Here is a 22,166-nt window from a genome sequence, read left to right as displayed (position 1 = left end):
CCGTGTCAGGTATTTTTTATGTCGCTACGCGTCTGCATCCTGGAAACCGATATCCTGCGTCCAGGTTTGATCGATCAGTACCAAGGTTACGGGCAGATGTTCAAGCGCCTGTTCTCCAAGCAGCCGATTGCCGCCGAATTTGTGGTCTACAACGTGGTGCAGGGCGAATACCCGTCAGACGACGAGGTGTTTGACGCCTACCTCGTGACGGGCAGCAAGGCCGACTCCTTCGGCACCGACCCCTGGATCCAGATCCTCAAGACCTACCTGCTGAAGCGCTATGAGCGTGGCGACAAATTACTCGGCATCTGCTTCGGCCACCAGTTGTTGGCATTGCTGCTGGGCGGCAAGACCGAGCGCGCCAGCAAAGGCTGGGGCATGGGCATCCACGACTACAAACTCGACGCCAAGGCCCCGTGGATGAGCCCTGAGGTGCCCGAGTTGACGCTGCTGATCAGTCATCAGGATCAGGTCACCACCTTGCCGGACAATGCCACGGTGATCGCTTCCAGCGATTTTTGCCCGTTCGCCGCTTACCACATCGGCGACCAGGTGCTGTGCTTCCAGGGCCACCCGGAGTTTATCCACGATTATTCCCGCGAACTGCTGGAGATTCTTCAGACAACCCTGGGTGAAACGGTCTACACGAACGGCGTCGCCAGCCTGGAGCGCGACCACCACGGCGCCACCGTTGCGGAATGGATGATGCGCTTTGTCGCGCACAAAGCCTAAAGCCAGCCCGAGCGTTTGAAACTGGCCCACAGGCTGGTGCACCCCACCGCGATAAACCCGAGTACCGCAAAATAGCCGTAGTGCCATTGCAGCTCGGGCATGTTCTGGAAGTTCATCCCATAAATCCCTGCCACCGCGGTGGGGAATGCCAGGATCGCCGCCCATGCCGCGAACTTGCGCTGTACCACGCTCTGGCGCGACGCCTCCAGCAATACACCGATCTCGATGGTCTGGCTGGCGATGTCGCGCAGGGTGGTGAGGTCTTCCATCTGCCGGGTCACGTGGATCTGCACATCACGGAAGTACGGGCGCATGTTCTTGTCGATAAACGGGAAACTCAGCTTCTGCAACTCCTGGCTGATCTCCACCATCGGCGCCACATGGCGCTTGAGCCGCAGCACATCGCGGCGCAGGCCATGGATTTTCTGGATATCGCGCTCGCTCAATGAGCTGCACAGCACGTTGCGCTCCAGTTCATCGATCTCGGCGTGGATCGCCTCGCTGACCGGCTGGTAGTTTTCGGTGACGAAATCCAGCAACGCATACAGTACGAAATCTTCCCCGTGCTCCAACAACAGTGGCCGTGCCTCACAGCGTTGGCGCACAAAGCCGTAGGACGCCGAATGCCCATTGCGTGCGGTAATGATGTAGCCATTGCCGGCAAAGATATGGGTCTCGATAAACTCCAGCTTGCCGTTCTCGCGCACCGGTGAGTAGGTGACGATAAACAGCGCATCGCCGAAGGTTTCGAGCTTGGGGCGGCTGTGTTTTTCCAGCGCGTCTTCGATGGCCAGTTCATGCAGGTTGAACTGGCGTTGCAGGTTGGCCAGCTCCTGCGCGTCGGGCTCTTCCAGGCCGATCCACACAAAGTGCCCGGGCTTGGCGGCCCAGGCGGCGCCTTCATCAAGGGTGATATCAGTGACTTTCTTACCGGCGCTGTAGACGGCGGCCGCAACAACTCTACCCATGGTGCTGATCACTTCTTGTTAGGAGGACAGATGTTGGGCAGCTTAGCCTGAATGACGTTCCGTTGTAGCCGCCGTTGCGGTGCGCTTTGTGTGGCGAGCGAGCTGGCCCGTGCTGGGGTGCGAAGCGCGCCTCAACGGTGTTCAGGCGGATTGCACTTCGCGATCCATCTGCGAAATACATTCATCCATCTGCGCCTGACACGCCTGCATCAACGCCGGGACGTCATCCACCGTCAGCCCGGCTGTAGGAACTGGCGGCAACGAACGTATGAGCACATCACCACTGTTCCAGCGATTGAGCTTCATATGGACAACATAATTGCTGACGCACACCTGCACGATGGGTACGCCCGCCGCAATCGCCATGTGAAACGCGCCTTTCTTGAAGGGCAGCAGGCCCTTGCCCAGGTTGCGCGTGCCTTCCGGGAACACCCAGATCGACGTGTCTTTGTGTTGCAGCGTATGGGTGGTGGTCAACATCGCACGACGCGCCTTGTGCGCATTGCCGCGGTCAATCAACACATTGCCCGCCAGCCAGAACAACTGGCCGAACAACGGCACCCATTTCAGGCTCTTTTTCGCGATACACACCGTGCGGTACGGCACCACATTGCCGACCACGAACAGGTCATAGTTGGACTGGTGGTTGGCGATCACCACACAGGTGCCGGGCTTGTTGCGCAACGAGTCGACATCGGCCGTCACGTTCAGCCCCAAGATGCGCATTGCGGGCAGTGCATATAAACGCGCGCACAGGCGACTGTTGTCCGGGTTGAACGGCCGGCAGATACCCAGCAGCACCCCCAGCACGCCCGCCACCATAAAGTGCAGGCTCATCAACAACATACGCAGCAGAAAAAGCATCGACACGGCCTATCGGGACAAAAGGTGGCGCAGTGTACGGATGTGCACTGTCTTCGGCAATTAGCCGGGTAGAGGTCGGAGATAGGCGATGTTTAAGTGCATGTTTCAACATGTGCCAACACTGGCTGGCTAGAGCGGTTGAGGGCGTTTCGGATTTACGTGTAAGAAAAAGCCCGACACAAGGTCGGGCTCTGGCACGGCAGGTGTAGGATTTAGCTCAGGTTGTGCCCCTGATCCTGAATAATCGCATCGTCCAAGGCTTCAAGCAGAGCCTTACGCACCTTCAGCTTAGTGTGCTTGTGGGCGTTCATATTGATCTTCTTCAACTGGCGCGCCGCTTCCAGTGCGGCCGCGTGCAACTCTTCAGGCGCCACCACCTTATCGAGGAAACCGGCCTGCAATGCGCCCTGCGGGTCAAACATCTCGGCATTGATCACCGAGCGGTGGAACGCCGATTTGCGCAGGCGATCACGCGCCAGCTCGATCCCGGCGTGGTGCATGGTCATGCCGATCGCCACTTCATTCAGGCCGATGCTGAACGGGCCCTCCACACCAATCCGGTAATCCGCCGACAGCAACAGGAACGCGCCCTTGGCCACCGCATGCCCTGGGCACGCCACAATCACCGGGAAGGGGTGCGACAACAGGCGGCGCGCCAACGTCGAGCCCGACGTCACCAGGCCGATGGCCTCTTTAGGGCCTGCCGTCATCACCTTCAAATCATAACCACCCGACAAAATCCCCGGCGTCCCGGTGATCACCACCACTGCCCGATCTTTCTCGGCCTGATCCAGCGCCGTATTAAACGCACTGACCACATCCGGAGAAATGGCATTCACCTTGCCGTTGCTCAGGGTCAGGGTCGCAATACCGTCTTCGAGGTGGTAGGCAATCAACTCACTCATGACGCGGTTCCTTGTAGGACTTGTTATAGAAGAATGCAGCAGACGTTACCCACCACGCCCGCCCCGGTAAAGCGCCGTGACTGACTGGCCAGTCAGCCTTTTCCCGCATCCCCGGTCGCAAATGGCCTGCAACAGGGCACAGCACCCAGCCTAGACCATCAAAACCCTGCCCGAGATTGGCACAATCACCGCCCTGTACCGGGACCATTCCTGCATAACTGCCTAACCGCATGAAAATTCTCAAAAAAACCTTTGCCATCAGAAAGGCTTTCGACTACATTAGCGCGCCTCGACAGACTGAACTTGTTTGACGAGATACGGTGAAGTGTCCGAGTGGCTTAAGGAGCACGCCTGGAAAGTGTGTATACAAGAAATTGTATCGAGAGTTCGAATCTCTCCTTCACCGCCAAATTCGCAAGGCCCCGGTAGTTAACAGCTCCGGGGCTTTTTGCTGTCTGGCTCCCACAAAGCTCGCCCGAAACGCGTACACCGGACGAGTACACCGCATGGTTTTAGCTATGACCCGACCTACCCTGGATTCCCGTGGGGTTTATCAGTTTCGACGCAAGGTTCCCAAGCACCTTATTGCGGTTGTGGGCAAGGTGGACTGGAAGCGAAGCTTGAGCACCCGTGACCCCGCCGTTGCGCTCCGTATGGCCCGCGCTGTCAGTGAGGAGTGTGCCCAGGTATTCGCGCTTGCGCAGGGGATATATGACGGTAGCGTGCGTTTGGATGCTTCAGACGTTCAGCAGTTAGCCGCCCGCTGGTTTCGGGAGGAGCTGTCGCAGTTGGAAGCCACTGGGGAGTATTGGCGCTGGCTTGTCGAGGCGGATGATGACTCTCTAGACTTAAGAACCGGCGAGCCAATTGGTCGGCACTTCAGTACGTTCCAGTCCGAAGTCAGCGTTGACTCCGCCGCCGATTTGAGCCGGCATACTTCTCCTTTCATTGCTGCAATGTTGGAAGCGCACAAGCTGCCCCCTGTGGCTGTTGGAACGTCTTTGCACGCGCAGTTGGCCGAAGCCTTTTGGTCCCACCTTTGTGATCTGTCGACGCTTTGCCTGGCGCGCATTGAGGCCAGTGGGCGTTATGTTCCTTCCCCTGTGATAGCTCCTGTTGCACCGTTGTCCTTCGAACGTGCGGCAGTCACCAAAATTGAGGGCCGCACCCTTCTGGCTGTTTGGGAGGCCTATAAAACAGACCGTATTGCCAGCAAGGGAGCCGCTACGGCCACAACGCTCAATGACTATAGGGGTATCGTCCAACACTTCGTTGAATTGTTCGGTGATATTCCAATTTCCAGTTTCACTAACGAGCTGGCCCAGGAGTACAGGCTGAAGCTGGCCAGGACTCCCGTTAGTAAGGGCGAGGGAATTCGTGGGATGACCGCGCTGGAGCAAATCGCGTTAGCGGATGCCCAGGGCTTGCCACGTATTAGCCCGGCAACCACGAAGAAACGTCTTCGGGCCATGTCGTCGATCCTCACTTTCGCGAAGGATATGGGTTGGATTCAGACGAACCCAATTGTCGACTCTGGGGTATCAAAGCGCGTAGCACGGGATATTACTAAGGCAGGTGTCAGTCGTCGTCGCAAAGACTACAGCCGAGATGAATTGAAGACCATCCTGTCTAGCCCTGTATTCGTCGCGGACTGGAAACCGCCGGTTACGGATCTTGGCCAAGCGCTTTACTGGATGCCGTTGCTAGCTGCGTATACAGGTGCCCGTCAGAATGAATTAGCCCAGCTCTACGTTCGTGACGTGCGCCAGACTCCAGAAGGGCTTAATTACTTGAGTATCCTGAACGACGACGCTGATGACGGACATGGCCGACGTGTCAAAACCGCCAGTAGCCGAAGGGATGTTCCGCTCCACGCTGATCTATTTGCCTTGGGCTTCGGCGCCTACGTGGAGTCTTTGTCGTCGTCGGGTCAGCTGTTTCCGAAGTTGGTACAGGACACTCTAGGGAAGTTCGGCCAGTCTTTCGGTCGTCATTGGGGGCCTTACCTGGTGAAGGTAGTGGGTCTTGAAAGTCCAGCTGCCCCAATGCACGGTTTTCGACACGCATTCAAAACCTTGTGCCGTGGGGTGGGAATTCCCGATGACGTCCATGAAGCCATCACAGGCCATAGTGGAGGCACCGTTGGCAGGTCTTACGGAAGTATGCCCCTCGCCCGGATGGCCGAGGAGTTACGAAAGTTTCCGAGCCTGGCGCATGAAGCAGGGTTATTGCCATTACCTTGACCCGCAACGGTAAGGTCGAGCGCTGGACCAAACGAAGCCGCCGAGTAGTACGGGACTGAAAGGGGCGCTACTATCCGTCACTTCTGAAAGGGACTTCATCATGATTAAACGCATTGCACTGCTTGCGCTGTTGGGCTCCGTATTGACCGGCTGCGTGTCCGCGCCCCCCACCAACTTTTCCGTGCCGGGGGTCCAGCGGTCTACGACTCAGCAACCAGTGGAGCTAAAGGCCGTATCGGTCTCTTATGGCCTTCCGAGTGAAATCAAAGGGGACATCCCAACCTACGGGGAAGGGTTTCCAATCTTGTGGGAAAAGTCGTTGGTAGAGGCAATAGACAAGGCCGGTATCTTCAATGATGACGCCCCGGAAAAGGTCAATATCTTCGTCAAGGTGCTGGAGCTAGATCCACCTGCGGGCGGCATCACTATGGTCACACCGGCAAGGGCACGTTACAGCGTTGTAAGCCGACGCACAGGGAAGACCTTGTTTGAAAAAGAGGTCTACACCGAAGGTACTGTCCCACCGGGTTACGCCTTCTCCGGCCTGGTACGTCTCAAGGAGTCGCTCAACCGTTCGGTGCAGGCAAACATTGCTCAGTTTCTTGAGTCGTTATCAGCGGCTAAGCTTTAGCCGTATGGCCCACCTTCCTCTGTAACTCGGGCCGTACGCAAGCGCAATGGAGGTTGCCATGAACACAACCGAACATGAGAAACAGGCCGATGCGCACCGTGAAGCAATGGAGCGGCTATGCCGTGAATACGGCGAAGCCTTGAAGACCTATGACATGGCGAAGGCGGCGGGGGATTCTGCATTAGCCGCCCAGTTGGAGCTGGTCGTGGCTGAAAAGTCCAACGTTATGCAGGCCTACATGGAGCGCCACTTAGAGTCACGCGCCGTCCTGCACTGAAGCTCCAGCTAAAACGACAGGGGGGCGGACCCGCAAGCCCACTCCCTGGCCGGTGATTATGCTGGCTTTTCATTGTCAGTCCATGCCCGCGTCCCCCATTACCCCCTGGGCAGCCCAAACCTTCTGTTTCTCAAGTAATACACTGTTAGGGGCGCTCTCGACCCAAGCAAAACCAACTTCCCGCTTCTTGGCGTACTCGAAGTTCGACCACCATATGTGGGGCAGTGGGCATCCCATGCCCGTGGGGGAAGGGAGCCCCCTAGGGGCTGGGCCCTACAGAAAAGGTAATTAGACCATTCTTGTCCGGCCCAGCGTTGTCGGGGCCGTGAGCCCATTGAGAGCTCTCAGGTCCCCTATTGTGGAGCCCCCGTTAGAAGTCTCCAGGTTCCCTGGATTCGACCTCCTCAGCGCGCATACGGGCGACCTCCAGTCCAAGCTGGTGATAGTCAACGTGGTCACTCTCGGCTGCGTCGTCGTCCGTCGTCACCGGCTGATATATCTTCGGTTTGTACTTCGACTCCAGGTACGCGGCGCCATCTGGCCGTTCGGCTTCTCTACCCATATCAATCAACGCTGCAACGACGAGCTTGAGGTCGTGTCGCCCTTCTTCGCCGAACAGCAACTGGGCAATCTCCATCTTGATCCGGTGCTTCTCGGCCCCGGCGCTGATTGGGTTATTCGGCTCCCTGCGCGCCCTCTTGAGCACGTGCCAAGGCATGATGCTGAAGCGCCCCCACGTACTTTTCCTGTTCCAGTAAGCCTGGAGCTGCTGCTCAACTTTATCCCGTGGGGCTTTGGGCTCAATCTTCCGTGACTGAATACCTTCTTGTCGTACCGCGTCACGGAACCGCTTGATGGTGGTCTCTGAAACACTGAACGTCGCTGCCGCCGTCTTGACGCTCATCCGGCGGTAGGTGTCGCGCTCAAGGTTTAATGCGGTCCAGGCGTTCTCCGTGCGTTCCAACGGTGACAGAGACTGGACCACCTGTTGGTTAGCTAAGCGGGCCGCATCCAGTGCGTCAGCAAAACCTTTTCCAGGCACAACCTCTACCTGGACCGCATCGCTGCCAATCTTCTTCAGTGCTTCCAAGCGGTGGTGCCCGTCTACCAGCCAGTAGCATGTGGGGACAAAGTGCGCTTGGTCTGCGCCGGAGGCAAGGTGATAGGAGCCGCCTTCTTCGGCAGCGACTACCGTCAATGGCGTTAGCTGCCCATTTGTCCTGATGTCCCGTGCCAAGTCGTTAACGTGGTGCTTGTATCGCTTTGCGTCGCTGTGCTCCTTGAACTTCTGCATCCCGACGTTTCTGTTTTGGAGCTTCGGGTTAGTTCGGATAGCCGTTACGGGGATAGATTGAAGTCGTCCCGTCATATTCAGCGACTCCGCACAACGGGGCCGAGGGCCTTCCAGTAAGGGGCCTCCCAGTCTGGCGGGAGAAGGTCGAGCATGTCGGCGTCGGTCCAAGTAAGGCCACTTACCAAGGCCAGCTCCAAGGCTTCAGCAAGCCGTGTGTCGCGCCCTTTACGCCTGCTGATAGCAGTGGCAAGAGAGGTAAGGCGGTCAAGGTGGTCCGCACGTAGGTGTAGATTGAGGCGCACAAGGCGCATGGGTTGTTTCATGGGATAGAAGTCCTGTGATAGCAAACGCCAAAGCCCCGCCGTGGTTTTCCAGGCAGGGTTCATGGTTTGCAGGAGTTGGGTTTGAGGTGCTGCCGGACGGGATGCCAGCAAGGGGGTATACAAGGATGGGCACTAATAGCCCTTGACCGCTTGAAGGGCTAACACGGTGCATTAGTCTATGACGGGCCCCATTACCGCCATTCAAGTCAAAACCCGTTAGGGATGGGGGTTGCGAAGGATGTGGGAGGGGAAGGATTAAGGCCTGACTTCCGTCTCGAACGCGGCCTCTACTGTGCTGTGCTGTGCTGTGCTGTGCTGTGCTGTGCGCCGCGTTCCGCAAAGCCAAACGCCTACAACTTCGGGGGTGCCCTCTAGACGCTGCCCCTCCAGCTTTAACCTCCCGCGGACTCCTTATCCAACTTCTTTGCCCGGATGACGGTGGATGTGCTGGTGCCGGTGGTCTCGGCTGTTTCGCGGATGCTCATGCCCTTGGTAAGACAAGCCAGTATGCGCTTGTGCTTATCCTGGTCGATGGACTTGCCCTGATAGCGCTTCTCCTTCTTGGCCTTCTCGATGCCCTGGCGTTGACGCCTGATACGGTCTTCATAGTCCTTCCTGGCAACAGCGGCGAGCATGTCCAGCAACATGGCGTTCACGGCCTCTATGACGCGCCCTGTGAAGGCGTCTGCGGCGTTGTTTGTTGTAGTGGGGGCCATTGCCATGTGCGAAGTCGGCAAGTCCAGAGACACGACCTTAACGCCCTTGGCCTTGATGATGGTCAGGAGCTGTTGCCAGTCTCCTTCGGTCAGGCGTGATAGCCGGTCAACCTGCTCGACCAAGAGGACGTCCCCCGGCTCGGCTACCTCCAGGAGGCGGAACAGCTCTGGACGTTGGAGCGATGCACCGCTGACGTTCTCGGTGTAGTACAGGACGCGGGAGTGGCCGTGTTGGACGGCGAAGTCCTTCAGTTGCTGCTTGGCGCGGTTGGCGTCCTGGTCTGCTGTACTGGCGCGGAGGTAGGCGTGGATAAGCATGGCGGGCAGCCCTTGTTGTCGTTGAAGTGGTGTCACTATGCGCGTTGTCGTATACATGGTCAACACGAACTAAACGATAACACCTTGACTGGCCTCCAGCCGTTGCCGCTGAAGCATACCCTAATGACTGCGTGACGTTCGCACGTTCAACGTGTTCAGCGCCTAGCCTCTATCGTGTTATTTCTGCTTTATTCTGAAGCTGCGCCCGCCAACAGCCGTAAGCACGAGGCTTAGATAGGCCCCGTTCGAGTCTGCGTCAGCTAAGGCATAATGGTCGATGGTCGCGGCCCCCGGGAGGGGGGAATCACATGGCCTCAACACAGTTAAAGATCGCACAGGTTTTTTGGACCAAAAACAGCTGGGGCGTCACGCCAATTTGAAGCCCTCATGGAGCTATTGACACCTGAAGGCATACGGCATTAACGTCAATCACGGCCCATGGGGCTGGGGCTCCAAGGAACGGACCAGGGCGGTGAAAATACACATACGCGGAACGCCTTCAGACGCTCATGTCGTGCGGTAACGCTTCCATACCTGCAAAGCAGGTGGAGTGTGTATGCCTAAGCTAAAATCCCCCAAAACTGAAACGTCCTTGCTCCTTTGCTTCATCGTGTCCGCGATAGGGTACGTCCTCCTTTCTGAATCCCCCCCCTTCGCTCTAGAGCAGGTCTGTAGCTGGTGCGTGTTTATGTTGTCTGCCCGAAGCTTGGCTAGAACGGGCTAATACTACGGGTGTAAAGGGCGGGAGTCATACGGAGCCCGCCTGGCTCCCGCAAACCTTCAATCAGTGAGTCATGGAAGAAAATGATGCTGAAACAGTTTTTTGTCGCTTTACTACTCACACTTATCGCCCAGCAGGCTCATGCTTTCCTTTCCACTGAGAAGACTCTCAACTGGCTTGACAAAGAAGGACAAGAAGCTGCTGCTGCGCGAATGTACCTGAGTGGGATGGCTGAGGCCTTCTGGATGGGGTCTTTGGCGGCTCAGACCATGGGGAAGCAGGCGGTAATTTGTTTTCCTGAAAACCAGAATCTTCAGACTGAGGAGCTGCGTTTGATGGCCGTATTGTCACTGAAGAAAGCGTTGAACAATTTTGAGCTCAACAAAGATGTAAAGGGGAAGATTACGTTCCTAAATAACCCAGTTTCGCTGAGTTTGCAGATGGTTTGGCAATTTGAATTTCCGTGTGACTAGCTGTTCCAGATGGTTTGGCGTTGGCTTTTTTACGTACCCGGAATCCGTACATTTGGAATGATCGGTTGGGGTTGAACCGCAGCAAACGTTGGGCTTTGTAGGTCTTTGGTAGAATCGAAAGTACAGTGCTGTTTCGAGCCAGTGACCGTCACATAGATTTGTTATAAGTGTTGATGACTTTAAATACTACTATATTCACATTGCATAAAATGCGCGAGCGTTCTGCGCTTTCGCATGCCAGATGAATTGAAAGCTGGCGATAAACTGATAAAAAGAAGGCGGCATCATTGATGCTTGTATGCACAATAATCACAATTTTATGCCGCCCTTAAATTAAACTTGTAAGTATTAAAAGTATTATCGGCTCTTCATTTAATGGACAGGTTGCTTATTAGTTTTTCAAGTCCCAAAAAATTCATTTTATGGATGGAGGGTATATGCTCTTCTAAATAAGCGTCATGTCCACGGCTCGCTGCGGCAACAACTCCCGCCGCAAACTTTTCGAATGCCTTTTCAATATTAATATTTTCTGCCCCTTGCGCCCTTACCTCAACGAAGTGCCTGTTGAAATATTCTTGGCTTTCCGCACTGTGCATCGCGCATTTACCCAGAATTGCAATGGCCATGCGTGCATCACGAAACGAAGGGTCTCCGTATGCGTCATAAAGAGCGCCGAGAGGTACTCCAATTGCAGAGAGGGCTTTTACACAAGTTTCCCTGTCAACACTGCTGAAAGCACATTCATCGCTTAATGAATAGGCTACAAGAAGAATATTGGCGACGTGATTTTTACACTCTCCCTCTGCAACTCCCCACTCTGTGTAGAAGGCTCGATTGTTATCTATAACGCCCACAGTGGCCAAACAAATTCGCACACTCTCTTCTGGGGCGCCTGCTCTACGATAAAGACTGACCAAGTTTGTGCGGGTTAATGAATTTCCTGGCTCCTGAGATAGGATCGTGTTAGCAATTTCAAGTGCTAGCTCTTTCTTCCCTTTTTCAAAAAAGTTGCTTGCGAAGTCAAAGCGCCAGCATCCAAGCTCCAGTATATAGGCGCCACTATGGTAAGCGCTTAACGCAGCTCTAGCGAGAGAAACATACCGTGATCCTACATCATCGAGGAACTCTTCCTCTAAAACGTAAACGAGAGCTTCTGCAATGCGTCGATGACGAGTAAAAAGAAAGGATGAGGTAGAAGTGGCTGCTGCCTCCTGTCCTAACGGGATAAGTACATCTCGGCGTAGTTTATCTAAAGGGCAATTTAAAGCTTCGGCAAGGACGGCGCGAGAGAGAAAGTTGAATCCCTCCGAATGCATTGCGGCAATGAATGCAAGCGCATCGTACAACGTACTTCCACCCGGAGTTTCCCGATGACTCAGTCTTTCGAGTAGATGTCTAGCGTGGTTGTGTAAGTCAGTGCCATTTCGTACGGTGAGCAATGCTCCGAAAAAGGCTCCAGCCTCAGTCTTAGCCTCAGCAGTGGCTTGATATCTTAGAGCATTAACTCGCTGGTCACTTGGTAACTTTGCTAGGTCTCCCAAGCCCTCCTCACCAAAACTCTGCCAAGCGGAAACGATACTTTCAGCATCGGATTGGCCCAATCCATTTAGCCGCTCGGTATGAAAAATAGTATCCCTTGACCAGTCCAATGCTTCCGCGCCAGAGGATCGCCAGTCGGAATCTCGACAGCCCAGAATGCAATGGACTCTGCCACAAAGTTCTGGAGGGAGTTTCGCTATCAACTTCAATAATGCAGGCGCAACACGATCAACTTCGTCCAAAACTATCAGCCAATTGAAGGCAGGATTCAACACAGGGATTATTTCTTTCTCCAAAAACTCTTGAGAATCATCACGGCGCTGTAAGATTCTCCAGTTAGCTTTACCTTTAATAATTTCGTAAGCTGCTTGTAGTAGAGCGGTTGTTTTTCCCTCGCACCCGGCGGCCAACAAAACAGTGGCAATAGGCCTCGATGCAGTATCTGCATCGTGATAGTTGCCAGTTAAATCACCAACAATTTTACGGCGGGGAATTGATGATGACAAGGCTGTATTCCAATCAGGAACTGCACCATCAAAAAACCTAAGGGCAACTTCCTTCTCCAAATCAACGTGATAACTACTAAGCTTTTCGGCATCGAATATGCCCCATCCTCTCGGTGGTGTTATTTCTCGAGTTGCCCGAGTGTAATCAACAGTCATTAATTTGGCGTGGGGCAATTCGTAATGCCACCAGCCTTCCCTGAGTTTACTTGCGTGAAATGCCTCAGAGGCGGGAGTCCATGCTTGCTGGCTTGGGGTCCAGCTCCAAGCTTGGAGTTTAACTTCTCCAGTCTTAAGATCAGCTTCCCCCCAAACTAATCCATTGCGCCACTTTTCATTTTCTCTCGCTTGAAATCCCGCGCCCGCTTGAATCGCAAGGTAGGGATAGCCACCGCCATAGTTTGGCTCTGCCCACGCCTCATGTAAATGCCCATGCAAATAAAGGACATTATGTTTTCCTAGTAGGCTGTGAATTGATTTTTGTTGGTCTGGGTAAAGCCAGCTTACTGGATGATGACCGAGAACGATATTAAGATGTGCTCCCTTTATTTGGTTTAATGCTGCTTCCAGAAGGGACTTTCCTGGAGACAGCCTGCGCTCGTCTTTATCATCTTTGCTAATCCAAGCTGTATTGATACCTGCGACTCCAACTTGTATGCCGCGGACGCTAATGGTTTGCGCAAACGCACCATTAGCATCACTGAATGCTCCTGCTGTTTCAGTAATATCATTTTCGATATACGCCTTGAAGCGAGGGGCAAGCATCTTCCGGAGATGCATGCCCTCATCAGTCGGATCAAAATAACGGCTATTTGGGGCGTTGATTTCATCAGGACTGAAAGCTGGGTGTTCTTTCCGATTTACGTCATGGTTTCCAGGGACGGCAAAAGTACGCTGAGAAATATCACCCCCTATCGCGGTATGAAGCGGATCCACAAACTCCAACCAAAAAACTTCATACTCAGCTTGTAATCCGTTATTTGCCAAGTCGCCAGTTAGAAAAATGAAATCAGGAGTGAATCCTCGTGCTTTTTGTTCTAGTACATGCTCTATAATGTACTCGAACATTTTACGACTTGCGTAGTCATCCTTGCCTACATGGAAGTCAGACAAATGTAGCCAGCGTATTGTTTCAGTATTAGTAGTCATATTTTCAGAGGCGGCTGTAGAAAGAGTAATTGTTTAGCACGAGGAGTGGCGAATTGCCAGCAGTGTGAGCCCCCGTGGCGTTTTGATATTTCTGAATCGCTACTCTGTACCCGAAACGGAACCGGGCCCAGCGTCGGCTATTGGCCGGTAGCTGCCTATCCGACCGTCCGTATCGGGTCGGATACGCGCAGCTTTTCATGCGTACCTCCCATGCGTACACTCTAGCCTCTGTGGCAACGCTGTAGGCCACGTAAATACTGGGCTTTGTTGAACGTCGGTAGAATCGAGAGTTCGAATCTCTCCTTCACCGCCAAATTCGATGTAAACAAAACCTCTGGTTTCGAAAGAAACCAGGGGTTTTGTGATTTCTGGGGTTTGAAAACCAACCGGTTTCAAGTCATGGGCTTGGTGTATCCATCCTTCGTCCTACGGCGTCCAGCAAGTCACACCCATCGCGTAAAGGGATTGAGCACAGTAAGGCGAAGTCGCTGAGTACGACCGCATCACTACTTATTTCATTACGCAGCGCAAGGTTCTCCAAGACTTGTGTAACGGCACGAAGTCGATAGGTTGCGGCGTCGAGGAGAATTTCCATTGGCGCTGCTGTATCGATAAAAAGAGTAGGGGTGGCACTGTCGTTGCTGGTGAGGGGCATATAGTTGTTCATATTTGGAGCTCCGGTTGTCGAAGGGTAGCAACCACACATTTGTCGCCAAACAAAAGGGTGGCAGCTGTACGCAGGTTGGCGAACCGGGACAATCGGAAAAACCGGCAGACCCGAAGGTCTCCCACGCACAGCTACCGTCGAGCAGCTTATTGCGCGCAGAAGCATCCCGCAAATCGCCGGGAGGCATCTGTCGATTTATCCTCGGGTCGCCAAACCCGTTCGCCATGTGGGCGACCGAGCGACTATAGGCTCTGCAATTTTGAAGCGGGAGGCTGACGCTTCTGAATGGAATGTAGGACATTACCCAAACACTGTTATGCGCATGTAATCACCGCCCTCAATGCCTATGCCGATGATGCACATCCGGAAAATGCGCATGACTATGCCTCACCGGGCTGTGCACATGCACATGGCTGTGGGGCACATCCGGATCCCACTCAAACCCATGCTCATGCTGATGATGTTCATCATGCACATGCCGATGCCCGTGTTCCGTCGCCTCATGCTGATGTTCATGGGCGTGCCGCTCCGTCAGGTGCAGCCACACGCCCACGGCCATCAGCGCTGAGGCGATCCAGAACGCCGTCGTCACCGATTCCCCCAACACCAGCATTGCAATCGCGGCCCCCAGGAACGGTGCGGTCGAGAAGTATGCCCCGGTGCGTGCACTGCCCAGTCCACGCAATGCCAGTACAAACATGACCAGGCTGATGCCATACCCCAGAAATCCAACCAGCAAGATCGGCGCGAGTTGTGCCGCTCCGGGGATCTGCGCGCCGAGATAGAGCGCCACTGCGGCATTCACTGCACCTGCGATCAACCCCTTGGTACTTGCGATAAACAACGCGTCGGATGCCGACACTTTGCGCGTCAGGTTGTTGTCGATGCCCCAGCACAAGCAGGCGAGCGCGACTGCCAGGGGGCCTGTCCAGTCATGGCTGCTGCCGCCGCCCTCAGGCCATGACAACGCAACGCCGCCCAACACAATCGCGATCATCCCAAGCACGATTCGGCGGTCGGCGTTTTCTCTGAATACCAGCCAGGCGATCACGGCGGTCAACACCGATTCGAGGTTGAGCATCAGGGACGCGGTCGCGCCAGTGGTGCGGGTGAGGCCGAACATCAGGGCCACGGGGCCAAGGATGCCGCCGAAGGCGATGGCGCCGAGCAGCCATGGCCATTCGGTGGGGGTGAGGCCGGAGGATTTCCAGCCGCGGTCACGGACAAGGCGTACGCCGGCGAGCCCGATGCCGCTGCCCAGGTAGAGCAGGCCGGCGAGCAGCACCGGTGAAAGACCCAGGCCGAGATTTTTGGCAAGCGGGGTACTGGCGCCGAACAGGGCGGCTGCCGCCAGCGCGTAAACAATGCTGAGGTTCATGGGCACTTCCTCGAAAGGTGGACCCATGATACGTCGCTCGCCCTGGTTAAATCTTCGGCAGTTAAGCGAGTAAGTCTTCGTAGAAAGCGCCGTAAGGTCTGCTCGGGTGCGCGATCTGGATCTCCAGGATCCACAACCTGGCATTGGGGTAGTGCTCGAAATCTCCCAGGTCGCCGCCGCGATGAATGGCCTGGGCGTAGCACATGCGGACACCGGTCTCTCCTTGATAGCGCTATGACATTTACTATATAGCGATTGAGGTAGCGGGCCCAAATGAAAATATCAAAGATGCAGCCCGGCCAGGCTGCCTAACACCACTGCCACGCCCGCCGCCGTATACGCCATGCGCTTCAACCACTCCTTGCGTGTGAGCAACGTAATCGCCGCCAACGAAATCGCGATCTGAATCGCGGTCATCGCCTGGGCCCAGCGGTGGTGCTGGTGCAAAGCCTGCTCTGATTTTTCATCCCATTCCCGCGAGGTGGCCTCAAGTTTTTCTGCCTGCTGGCGCACGTCTTCCTTCTGGCTTTTGTAGCGTTCGATTTCATCCTTGTAATGCGCGGCGTCCACGCCCGGAATATGGGTGGCCAGTTCCGCCAGGTTCTGGCGGCCGGATTTGGCCTGGTAGTAGTTCCACTGGTTGGCGGCTTCGGTCTTGAAGATGGCCGCGTTGTTTTTGTCCATCGCCGCTTCGCTTTCGGTGGAGCCGGCCTGGTAGCTGAGCATGGCGCCGAGGGTGGCCATCAGCGCGGTCATGACGGCGATGCGGCTGGCGAAATTGTCCCCGCGTGCGTGGGCATGTTCAGTGGTGTGTTCGATGTGTTTTTCGTGGGGGCTGGGGACTTCGAAGGCTTCGGACATGGTGGCGGCTATGAACGGACTGAGGGAGTCTGATTCTTCACCTCTGCGGCTGTCTCAAGCCTGTACGTAACGCCGAATCAGCTGCGTATACACCGCGATGTTGATCAATAGCACCAGGGCACCCAGCCCCAGTTGAATCTGCGGGGTCAGCCCCGCTGGGTAGATGAGCGCAACAATGTAGTGTTCGATAAACCCGCCGCCATAGCCGTCTTGACCGGCCAGATGGCGAAGCAGGTTTTCCCAGCGCGTCAGTGGGCAGGGCAGGTGGAAAACCTCGACGGCCACGCCCCACGCGGCGGCGGGCAGGTGCAGCCAGATAACCGGCCGCCACTTTAGGGCCAGCAGCCCGCCGAACAGGACGAACAGGATGAAGCAAAGGTGGAACAGCACGAGGCTGTCGGCAGCTAGGCGGTAGAGCATTGTGTGTGCTTCAAAAGGGGGAGGGCATAGTCTAAAGGGTTGCCCGCAGGTAAGTGGGGCCGTTATTGTGCTGAATCCTTTTAGTCCTTCGCCCCAAGGATCTGTTGTGATGAATCCACCGCGTACCGTTGCCCCGATCAAGGCTGTGATTTTCGATATGGACGGGTTGTTGCTGGACACTGAAGGCATCTACACCGAAGTCACGCAGATCATCGCCGAGCGTTATGGCCGTACCTATGACTGGGGGATCAAACAGCACATTATTGGTCGCGGGGCGCAGGACTTGGCGGAGTACGTGGTCAAGGCCCTGGACTTGCCGATTACGCCGGCCGAGTTTCTGGAAATTCGCGAACCGTTGATGAGTGAGCGTTTTCCCAGGGCTCTGGGCATGCCCGGTGCCGAGGCATTGGTGCGGCATTTGAAGGCGCACAATATTCCGATTGCCGTGGGCACCAGTTCGTCGCGCAATTCGTTTGGCCACAAAACCACGTTGCACCGCGAGTGGTTCAGCCTGTTCGGTACCATTGTCACCGCCGACGACCCCGAGGTGGGCGCCGCGAAACCTGCGCCGGATATTTTCCTCACCGCCGCCCGCCGCCTGGGTGTGGCGCCGCAGGATTGCCTGGTGTTTGAAGATTCACCGTTCGGCGTCACCGCCGCGAAGGCCGCTCATATGACCGCCATCGCCGTGCCCGATGAAGCCATGGCTGACAGCAAGTACCACCACGCCGACCAGATCATCCGCAAGCTGGCGGACTTTGATCTGGCGGCTTATGGTTTGCCACCGATGTCCTGATTCACCGCAGGGCAGAAAATGTGGGACGGAGCCCCTCCCACATTTGATTTCATTGCTCCCGAACTATCAGGCGCTGAACCCGCCATCAATGGTCAGGCTGGCACCGGTGATATACCCCGCTTCCGGCCCGGCCAGGTACGCCACGAAACTGGCGATCTCTTCCACATGCCCGTAACGCCCCACCGCCATCAGCGCCATCAGGCTCTCGGCAAAATCGCTGTTCGCCGGGTTCATATCCGTGTCCACCGGCCCAGGTTGCACATTATTGATGGTGATGCCCCGCGGCCCCAGGTCCCGCGCCAGACCCTTGGTCAACCCCACCAGCGCCGCCTTGCTCATCGCATACGGCCCGCCACCGCCAAATGGCATGCGCTCGGCATTGGTGCTGCCGATGTTGATCACGCGGCCACCTTCACCCATATGTTTTGCCGCTTCCTGGGTAGCGATAAACACGCTGCGCACGTTGATTGCCAGGGTCTGGTCGAAGTCTTCCAGCTTGAAGTCTTCCAGCGGTGCGATGGCCAGTACGCCCGCGTTGTTCACCAGAATATCCAGGCGTCCAAAGGCTTCGACGGTGGCGTTGACCGCATTGCGAATCGCTGTCGCGTCTGCGCTGTCAGCGTGGATCGCCAGGGCTTTGCCGCCGGCACTGATCACGCTGTTTTGCAGTTCTTCGGCCTTGGCCGCCGAGCTGACGTAGGTAAAGGCGACGGTTGCACCTTGTGCGGCAAGGCGCTTGACGATAGCGGCGCCGATGCCGCGGGAACCGCCTTGAATCAAGGCGACTTTGCCGCTGAGGTTGAGTGTGGTCATGTCGATCTCCTGGCTGTTCAAGGCGGTATGCCTTGTTGTTGGAGTCGAGTATCGACCTCACCCAACCCTACCGGTAGACCGTGATTGCTATAGTCTGTGTAAACCAAAAGTTTAGAGTGGGCGCAGATGGAGAGCTTTGGGAGTATCGAATGCTTCGTGCGCAGCGCCGAAGGCGGCAGCTTTGCCGAAGCGGCGCGGCACCTTAGCCTGACTCCGGCAGCGGTCGGTAAAAGTGTCGCCAAGTTGGAAGCGCGCCTCGGTGTGCGGCTGTTCCAGCGCAGTACCCGGCGCCTTACGCTGACCGAAGCGGGCAAGCTGTTCCTCGAAGAGGTCAGCGGCAGCCTCACCACCATCCAGAACGCCGTGGCCAACCTGGCCAGTGCCGAAGGGCGGCCGGTGGGCACGCTCAAAGTCAGCATGGGCACGGTGTTCGGCAATCGTTATGTGGTGCCGCTGCTGGGGGAGTTTATGCGCCGCTTTCCGGATATCAGTCCGGACTGGCATTTTGATAACCGCCAGGTCGATCTGATCGGCCAAGGCTTCGATGCTGCAATTGGCGGTGGTTTTGAACTGCCCCAGGGCGTGGTGGCGCGCAGGTTGACCCCGGCGCATCGGGTCCTGGTGGCGTCTGCTGCTTACCTGGCGCAGTGCCCGCCGGTAGTGGCGCCCGAGGACCTGGCGCACTGCGATGGCATCCTCATCCGCTCGCCGCAGACCGGCCGCGTACGCTCCTGGCAATTGACCAGCCGCGAGCGTGAACACCGCCCGCTGGTGCTCAAGCCCGGCATGACCATGAGCGACTCCGAAGCCGCCTGCTGTGCCAGCGCCCAGGGTCTGGGCGTTGCGCTGGTGAGCATGCCCATGGCCGTGCCGTTCTTCGACAGCGGCGCGGTGGTGCGGGTGTTGCCGGACTGGTATGTCGACGACGGCAATATTTCCATTTACTACGCCGAGCACAAGTTACTGCCCGGCAAGACCCGGGCGTTTGTGGATTTCATCATTGAGCGGTTTGCCGAGCAGGGTTTGGCACAACAATTCAGCGCGATCTAATGTGGGACGATTCCACATTTTGGACCTTCAGCGGCCGAACATGCCGGGCCAACCAATGACCCTCTTCGGCCGTGGCGTCGCGTAAGTCCTGACCTTCGACGTCGACAACCCCAACCGCACCAGCGACTCGGCAATGGTCACCGCCGCCGTCACCCCATCCACCACCGGCACTCCGGTGCGTTGTCTGATCTGCTCATCCAATCCCGCCATGCCACCGCAGCCCAGGCAGATCACCTCCGCTTTGTCCTCGCGAATGGCCAGTTCCGCCTGGCGCACGATGGCTTCCATGGCGGCCAATGGGTCTTCTTCCAGCTCCAGGACCGCCATGCCACTGGCCCGCACTGAGGCGCAGCGCTGGTACAGACCGGCGAGTTTCAGGCGGTCTTCAATCAGCGGCACGGTGCGGTCCAGGGTGGTCACCACCGAATAGGCATGGCCCAGGAACATCGCCGTGCTGGCGGCGGCTTCGGTGATGTCTACCACCGGCACGTTCAACAACTCCTGCAGACCTTCGCGGCCATGTTCGCCGTAGCCGGCCTGGATCACGGCATCGAACGGCTGGTCGTAGGCCATGACCCGGTCCATCACTGCAATGGCGGCCAGGTAGCTTTCAAAGTTGCCTTCCACCGATTCGGCGCCGAAGAAAGGCGTGAGCCCGACAATCTCGGTGCCCGGTGAGGCCACGCCCCGCGCTTGCTGGGCGATGGTGTCGGTGATGGATTCGGTGGTGTTGACGTTGACCACGAGGATGCGCATGGAATGTCCTTGTTTAATGACTGACGTTATCTACTGCAATGCTTTCGCCGCTGACATCGGCGTAGAACGGCTGGCGTTTGGCGATCAGCAGGTACAGCAGCCCTGCAATACCGGCGCCAAACAACCAGGAAAACGGCGAGACGCTGGCAAACCCTGGCAGCAGCGCCAGCAGAATGGCGATCACGGCTGCAGGAACAAACGCAGCCACCGCGCGTAAATTGACCCCTCGGCTGTAGTAATAAACGCCTTTCGGGTCTTCGCTGTACAACTGCGGTACGTCCACCTGGCTTTTACGGATCAGCCAGTAGTCGACCATGATCACCCCGTACAACGGCCCCAGCAGCGCGCCCAGGCCGGAGAGGAAGTACACGATCACCAGCGGGCTGTTGTAGAGATTCCACGGCAGGATCAACACCGCCACAGTGGCGCTGATCAGGCCGGCACGACGGAAGTTCAGGTACTTGGGCGCCAGGTTGCTCAGCACAAAGGCGGGCGCAACGAAGTTGGCCATGATGTTTACCGCCACGGTGACGATCAGGAACGCCAGGCAGCCCAGCACGAGGAAGAAGGTATTGGGGATGGCCGCGATGATTTCGGTCGGGCTTTCGATCACCCGGCCGTTGAGTTGGAACTGCCCGCCGCACAACAGCACGGTGATCGCCGCGAACACCAGGATGTTCACCGGCAGGCCCCAGAAGTTGCCGATCTGGATCGTCTTGCGGCAGGGCGAGGAACGGGCGAAGTCGCAGAAGTTGAGGATCAGCGTGCCGTAGATCGACAGCCACAGTGCGCCACCGGCAAAGATATTGCGCCACATTTCGCCACCGCTCAGCGGCTCGCGGATCGACCAGGCAATGTTGCCGCCCGCCTGGAAGTACATCCAGCCGGCCAGCGCGGCCACCGTCAGCAAAATCACCGGTCCGGCGAAGCCTTCATAACGCCGCACCATCTCCATGCCGTAGGCCAGGATCACCAGTTGCACGAACCAGATGGCCACAAAACACGCCCAGCCAAGGGATGACAGGCCGAGAATCGAGTTGTGGTCATAGTCAGCAAACCCTGGATGAATCGCCGTCAGCAGCACGCGGAAAACCACCGAGGCCAGGTAGGTCTGGATACCAAACCAGGCAATCGCAATCACTGCCCGGATCAACGCGGGAATCTGCGCGCCGTGAATGCCGAAACTGATGCGGCTGATTACCGGGAACGGAACGCCGGTCTTCTGCCCCATATACCCCGAAAGGTTCATGAAAAAGTACACCAGCGCCGCACCGATCCCCAGGGATAACAGGATCTGCCAACCGCCCAGGCCCAACGCATATAGGCCTATCGCGAACGAATAGTTGGCGATGTTGTGCACGTCGTTGGTCCACAGCGCAAAGATGCTGTAGCGCCCCCAGCGTCGGCCTTCGACCTTGGTTGGCGCGAGGTCTTTGTTGTGCAGGCGTGGGCTGAGCACCAAGGGGGCGGGGCTTGCGGCGTCTGGGTTCAGGGCAGAGGAGGGCAGATCCAGTGCGATATTGTTCGAGAGGCTTGTACGCATTCCGGCAGGCTCCAGCACATCTGCTGGAAGTCCGCAGATGGCAAAGTGTATGTAGGTTTTGTATTTATTGTATACAAAGCGCACTTCACCTTAAGCCACATACGTGCCACTTTCCGATCTATGAAAATCGTGGGTAATTTCGTTTTTATAGGATGATTAAATAAATAGCTGAATTCAAAGAGATATAAATTGACCGGTTGAACAGCTATTTATTTTTTGGTTGCGA

Annotated in this window: 20 protein-coding genes, 1 tRNA gene and 1 pseudogene; 8 read left to right on the top strand and 14 right to left on the bottom strand. The window is 56.4% G+C overall.

All coding sequences use genetic code 11. The features are described from left to right. Nucleotides 1–18 precede the first annotated feature (18 nt). Nucleotides 19–732 (top strand): amidotransferase, encoded by a 714-nt coding sequence (locus DNK50_RS24395; protein WP_112196478.1) that lies wholly within the window; start codon nt 19–21, stop codon nt 730–732. On the opposite strand, the gene DNK50_RS24390 is transcribed toward DNK50_RS24395, so the two are convergent. The 3 genes from DNK50_RS24390 to DNK50_RS24380 all read right to left on the bottom strand — a co-directional run bounded on the left by DNK50_RS24390 (nt 729) and on the right by DNK50_RS24380 (nt 3,469). Beyond that, on the bottom strand, nt 729–1,700 hold the full coding sequence (locus tag DNK50_RS24390; RefSeq protein WP_099582735.1) for a magnesium and cobalt transport protein CorA: 972 nt from the start codon (nt 1,698–1,700) through the stop codon (nt 729–731). The two genes, DNK50_RS24395 and DNK50_RS24390, sit on opposite strands and share 4 nt — an antisense overlap. A 141-nt stretch (nt 1,701–1,841) precedes the next feature. Next, a complete protein-coding gene (locus tag DNK50_RS24385) occupies nt 1,842–2,564 on the bottom strand; it encodes a 1-acylglycerol-3-phosphate O-acyltransferase (RefSeq protein WP_112196477.1) in 723 nt (240 codons plus the stop codon). Nucleotides 2,565–2,776: 212 nt separating this feature from the next. After that, nucleotides 2,777–3,469 carry a crotonase/enoyl-CoA hydratase family protein gene (locus tag DNK50_RS24380; protein ID WP_032887461.1) on the bottom strand — a complete coding sequence of 231 codons (693 nt, stop codon included), beginning with the start codon at nt 3,467–3,469 and terminating at the stop codon, nt 2,777–2,779. A 319-nt stretch (nt 3,470–3,788) separates the two neighbouring features. On the opposite strand from DNK50_RS24380, the gene DNK50_RS24375 reads away from it, so the two are divergent. The 4 genes from DNK50_RS24375 (at nt 3,789) to DNK50_RS24360 (ending at nt 6,620) form a co-directional block, all read left to right on the top strand. Then, nucleotides 3,789–3,878 (top strand) — tRNA-Ser (locus tag DNK50_RS24375). A 109-nt stretch (nt 3,879–3,987) separates the two neighbouring features. After that, nucleotides 3,988–5,712, top strand: coding sequence for a site-specific integrase (locus DNK50_RS24370; protein WP_162633402.1), 1,725 nt, complete (start codon nt 3,988–3,990; stop codon nt 5,710–5,712). A gap of 100 nt (nt 5,713–5,812) precedes the next feature. After that, nucleotides 5,813–6,343, top strand: coding sequence for a UDP-N-acetylglucosamine acyltransferase (locus tag DNK50_RS24365; RefSeq protein WP_112196475.1), 531 nt, complete (start codon nt 5,813–5,815; stop codon nt 6,341–6,343). A 58-nt stretch (nt 6,344–6,401) separates the two neighbouring features. After that, the gene (locus DNK50_RS24360; protein ID WP_112196474.1) at nt 6,402–6,620 is read left to right on the top strand and encodes a hypothetical protein; all 219 of its coding nucleotides are present in this window, start codon (nt 6,402–6,404) and stop codon (nt 6,618–6,620) included. Nucleotides 6,621–6,990: 370 nt separating this feature from the next. Here DNK50_RS24360 and DNK50_RS24355 read toward each other — a convergent pair whose 3' ends face one another. Then, complete coding sequence (locus DNK50_RS24355; protein WP_162633401.1) at nt 6,991–7,914, bottom strand: ParB N-terminal domain-containing protein; 924 nt, start codon at nt 7,912–7,914, stop codon at nt 6,991–6,993. A gap of 715 nt (nt 7,915–8,629) precedes the next feature. Continuing rightward, nucleotides 8,630–9,271, bottom strand: coding sequence for a recombinase family protein (locus tag DNK50_RS24345; protein WP_112196471.1), 642 nt, complete (start codon nt 9,269–9,271; stop codon nt 8,630–8,632). An 804-nt stretch (nt 9,272–10,075) separates the two neighbouring features. Here DNK50_RS24345 and DNK50_RS24340 point away from each other — a divergent pair. Then, on the top strand, nt 10,076–10,465 hold the full coding sequence (locus DNK50_RS24340) for a hypothetical protein (protein WP_162633400.1): 390 nt from the start codon (nt 10,076–10,078) through the stop codon (nt 10,463–10,465). A 368-nt stretch (nt 10,466–10,833) separates the two neighbouring features. Here DNK50_RS24340 and DNK50_RS24335 read toward each other — a convergent pair whose 3' ends face one another. From DNK50_RS24335 to DNK50_RS24310, 6 genes and pseudogenes are all read right to left on the bottom strand, one after another. Next, nucleotides 10,834–13,575, bottom strand: a complete 2,742-nt coding sequence (locus DNK50_RS24335; RefSeq protein ID WP_256595384.1) for a metallophosphoesterase — start codon at nt 13,573–13,575, stop codon at nt 10,834–10,836. A gap of 478 nt (nt 13,576–14,053) precedes the next feature. Continuing rightward, on the bottom strand, nt 14,054–14,323 hold the full coding sequence (locus DNK50_RS24330) for a short-chain dehydrogenase (protein ID WP_112196468.1): 270 nt from the start codon (nt 14,321–14,323) through the stop codon (nt 14,054–14,056). 337 nt (nt 14,324–14,660) lie between these two features. Continuing rightward, entirely contained in the window at nt 14,661–15,701 is a 1,041-nt protein-coding gene (locus DNK50_RS24325) for a DMT family transporter (RefSeq protein WP_112196467.1), read from the bottom strand. A gap of 61 nt (nt 15,702–15,762) precedes the next feature. After that, a pseudogene (locus DNK50_RS24320) lies at nt 15,763–15,900 on the bottom strand ((Fe-S)-binding protein); the annotation flags it as partial. Between the two features lie 83 nt (nt 15,901–15,983). Further along, nucleotides 15,984–16,562, bottom strand: a complete 579-nt coding sequence (locus DNK50_RS24315) for a DUF4337 domain-containing protein (RefSeq protein ID WP_112196466.1) — start codon at nt 16,560–16,562, stop codon at nt 15,984–15,986. Nucleotides 16,563–16,616: 54 nt separating this feature from the next. Further along, entirely contained in the window at nt 16,617–16,982 is a 366-nt protein-coding gene (locus DNK50_RS24310) for a DUF2784 domain-containing protein (protein WP_099582729.1), read from the bottom strand. Between the two features lie 109 nt (nt 16,983–17,091). Between DNK50_RS24310 and DNK50_RS24305 the strand changes: the two genes are divergently transcribed. Next, a complete protein-coding gene (locus DNK50_RS24305) occupies nt 17,092–17,778 on the top strand; it encodes an HAD-IA family hydrolase (RefSeq protein WP_112196465.1) in 687 nt (228 codons plus the stop codon). Nucleotides 17,779–17,844: 66 nt separating this feature from the next. On the opposite strand, the gene DNK50_RS24300 is transcribed toward DNK50_RS24305, so the two are convergent. Further along, the gene (locus tag DNK50_RS24300) at nt 17,845–18,591 is read right to left on the bottom strand and encodes a 3-oxoacyl-ACP reductase family protein (protein ID WP_099582727.1); all 747 of its coding nucleotides are present in this window, start codon (nt 18,589–18,591) and stop codon (nt 17,845–17,847) included. A 126-nt stretch (nt 18,592–18,717) separates the two neighbouring features. On the opposite strand from DNK50_RS24300, the gene DNK50_RS24295 reads away from it, so the two are divergent. After that, nucleotides 18,718–19,641 carry a LysR family transcriptional regulator gene (locus tag DNK50_RS24295; protein ID WP_112196464.1) on the top strand — a complete coding sequence of 308 codons (924 nt, stop codon included), beginning with the start codon at nt 18,718–18,720 and terminating at the stop codon, nt 19,639–19,641. A 27-nt stretch (nt 19,642–19,668) separates the two neighbouring features. Here DNK50_RS24295 and DNK50_RS24290 read toward each other — a convergent pair whose 3' ends face one another. Together DNK50_RS24290 and DNK50_RS24285 are read right to left on the bottom strand one after the other, a co-directional pair. After that, nucleotides 19,669–20,397 carry an aspartate/glutamate racemase family protein gene (locus DNK50_RS24290; protein ID WP_112196463.1) on the bottom strand — a complete coding sequence of 243 codons (729 nt, stop codon included), beginning with the start codon at nt 20,395–20,397 and terminating at the stop codon, nt 19,669–19,671. A 13-nt stretch (nt 20,398–20,410) separates the two neighbouring features. After that, nucleotides 20,411–21,940 carry an NCS1 family nucleobase:cation symporter-1 gene (locus DNK50_RS24285; RefSeq protein WP_112196462.1) on the bottom strand — a complete coding sequence of 510 codons (1,530 nt, stop codon included), beginning with the start codon at nt 21,938–21,940 and terminating at the stop codon, nt 20,411–20,413. Nucleotides 21,941–22,166 lie beyond the last annotated feature (226 nt).

The organism is Pseudomonas sp. LG1E9, from assembly GCF_003290225.1.
Taxonomy (GTDB): domain Bacteria; phylum Pseudomonadota; class Gammaproteobacteria; order Pseudomonadales; family Pseudomonadaceae; genus Aquipseudomonas; species Aquipseudomonas cyclaminis.
The sequence above is the reverse complement of the archived record's forward strand: the minus strand, read 5'-3'. Positions and strand labels throughout refer to the sequence as shown.

Coding starts and splice junctions, on each gene's coding strand:
- DNK50_RS24365 (WP_112196475.1), top strand. CDS start 5,813: ATGATTAAACGCATTGCACTGCTTGCGCTGTTGGGCTCCGTATTGACC.
- DNK50_RS24305 (WP_112196465.1), top strand. CDS start 17,092: ATGAATCCACCGCGTACCGTTGCCCCGATCAAGGCTGTGATTTTCGAT.
- DNK50_RS24390 (WP_099582735.1), bottom strand. CDS start 1,700: ATGGGTAGAGTTGTTGCGGCCGCCGTCTACAGCGCCGGTAAGAAAGTC.
- DNK50_RS24315 (WP_112196466.1), bottom strand. CDS start 16,562: ATGTCCGAAGCCTTCGAAGTCCCCAGCCCCCACGAAAAACACATCGAA.
- DNK50_RS24370 (WP_162633402.1), top strand. CDS start 3,988: ATGACCCGACCTACCCTGGATTCCCGTGGGGTTTATCAGTTTCGACGC.
- DNK50_RS24340 (WP_162633400.1), top strand. CDS start 10,076: ATGATGCTGAAACAGTTTTTTGTCGCTTTACTACTCACACTTATCGCC.
- DNK50_RS24335 (WP_256595384.1), bottom strand. CDS start 13,575: ATGTTCGAGTACATTATAGAGCATGTACTAGAACAAAAAGCACGAGGA.
- DNK50_RS24325 (WP_112196467.1), bottom strand. CDS start 15,701: ATGAACCTCAGCATTGTTTACGCGCTGGCGGCAGCCGCCCTGTTCGGC.
- DNK50_RS24330 (WP_112196468.1), bottom strand. CDS start 14,323: ATGAACAACTATATGCCCCTCACCAGCAACGACAGTGCCACCCCTACT.
- DNK50_RS24380 (WP_032887461.1), bottom strand. CDS start 3,469: ATGAGTGAGTTGATTGCCTACCACCTCGAAGACGGTATTGCGACCCTG.
- DNK50_RS24295 (WP_112196464.1), top strand. CDS start 18,718: ATGGAGAGCTTTGGGAGTATCGAATGCTTCGTGCGCAGCGCCGAAGGC.
- DNK50_RS24345 (WP_112196471.1), bottom strand. CDS start 9,271: ATGCTTATCCACGCCTACCTCCGCGCCAGTACAGCAGACCAGGACGCC.
- DNK50_RS24385 (WP_112196477.1), bottom strand. CDS start 2,564: ATGCTTTTTCTGCTGCGTATGTTGTTGATGAGCCTGCACTTTATGGTG.
- DNK50_RS24300 (WP_099582727.1), bottom strand. CDS start 18,591: ATGACCACACTCAACCTCAGCGGCAAAGTCGCCTTGATTCAAGGCGGT.
- DNK50_RS24355 (WP_162633401.1), bottom strand. CDS start 7,914: ATGCAGAAGTTCAAGGAGCACAGCGACGCAAAGCGATACAAGCACCAC.
- DNK50_RS24310 (WP_099582729.1), bottom strand. CDS start 16,982: ATGCTCTACCGCCTAGCTGCCGACAGCCTCGTGCTGTTCCACCTTTGC.
- DNK50_RS24290 (WP_112196463.1), bottom strand. CDS start 20,397: ATGCGCATCCTCGTGGTCAACGTCAACACCACCGAATCCATCACCGAC.
- DNK50_RS24395 (WP_112196478.1), top strand. CDS start 19: ATGTCGCTACGCGTCTGCATCCTGGAAACCGATATCCTGCGTCCAGGT.
- DNK50_RS24285 (WP_112196462.1), bottom strand. CDS start 21,940: ATGCGTACAAGCCTCTCGAACAATATCGCACTGGATCTGCCCTCCTCT.
- DNK50_RS24360 (WP_112196474.1), top strand. CDS start 6,402: ATGAACACAACCGAACATGAGAAACAGGCCGATGCGCACCGTGAAGCA.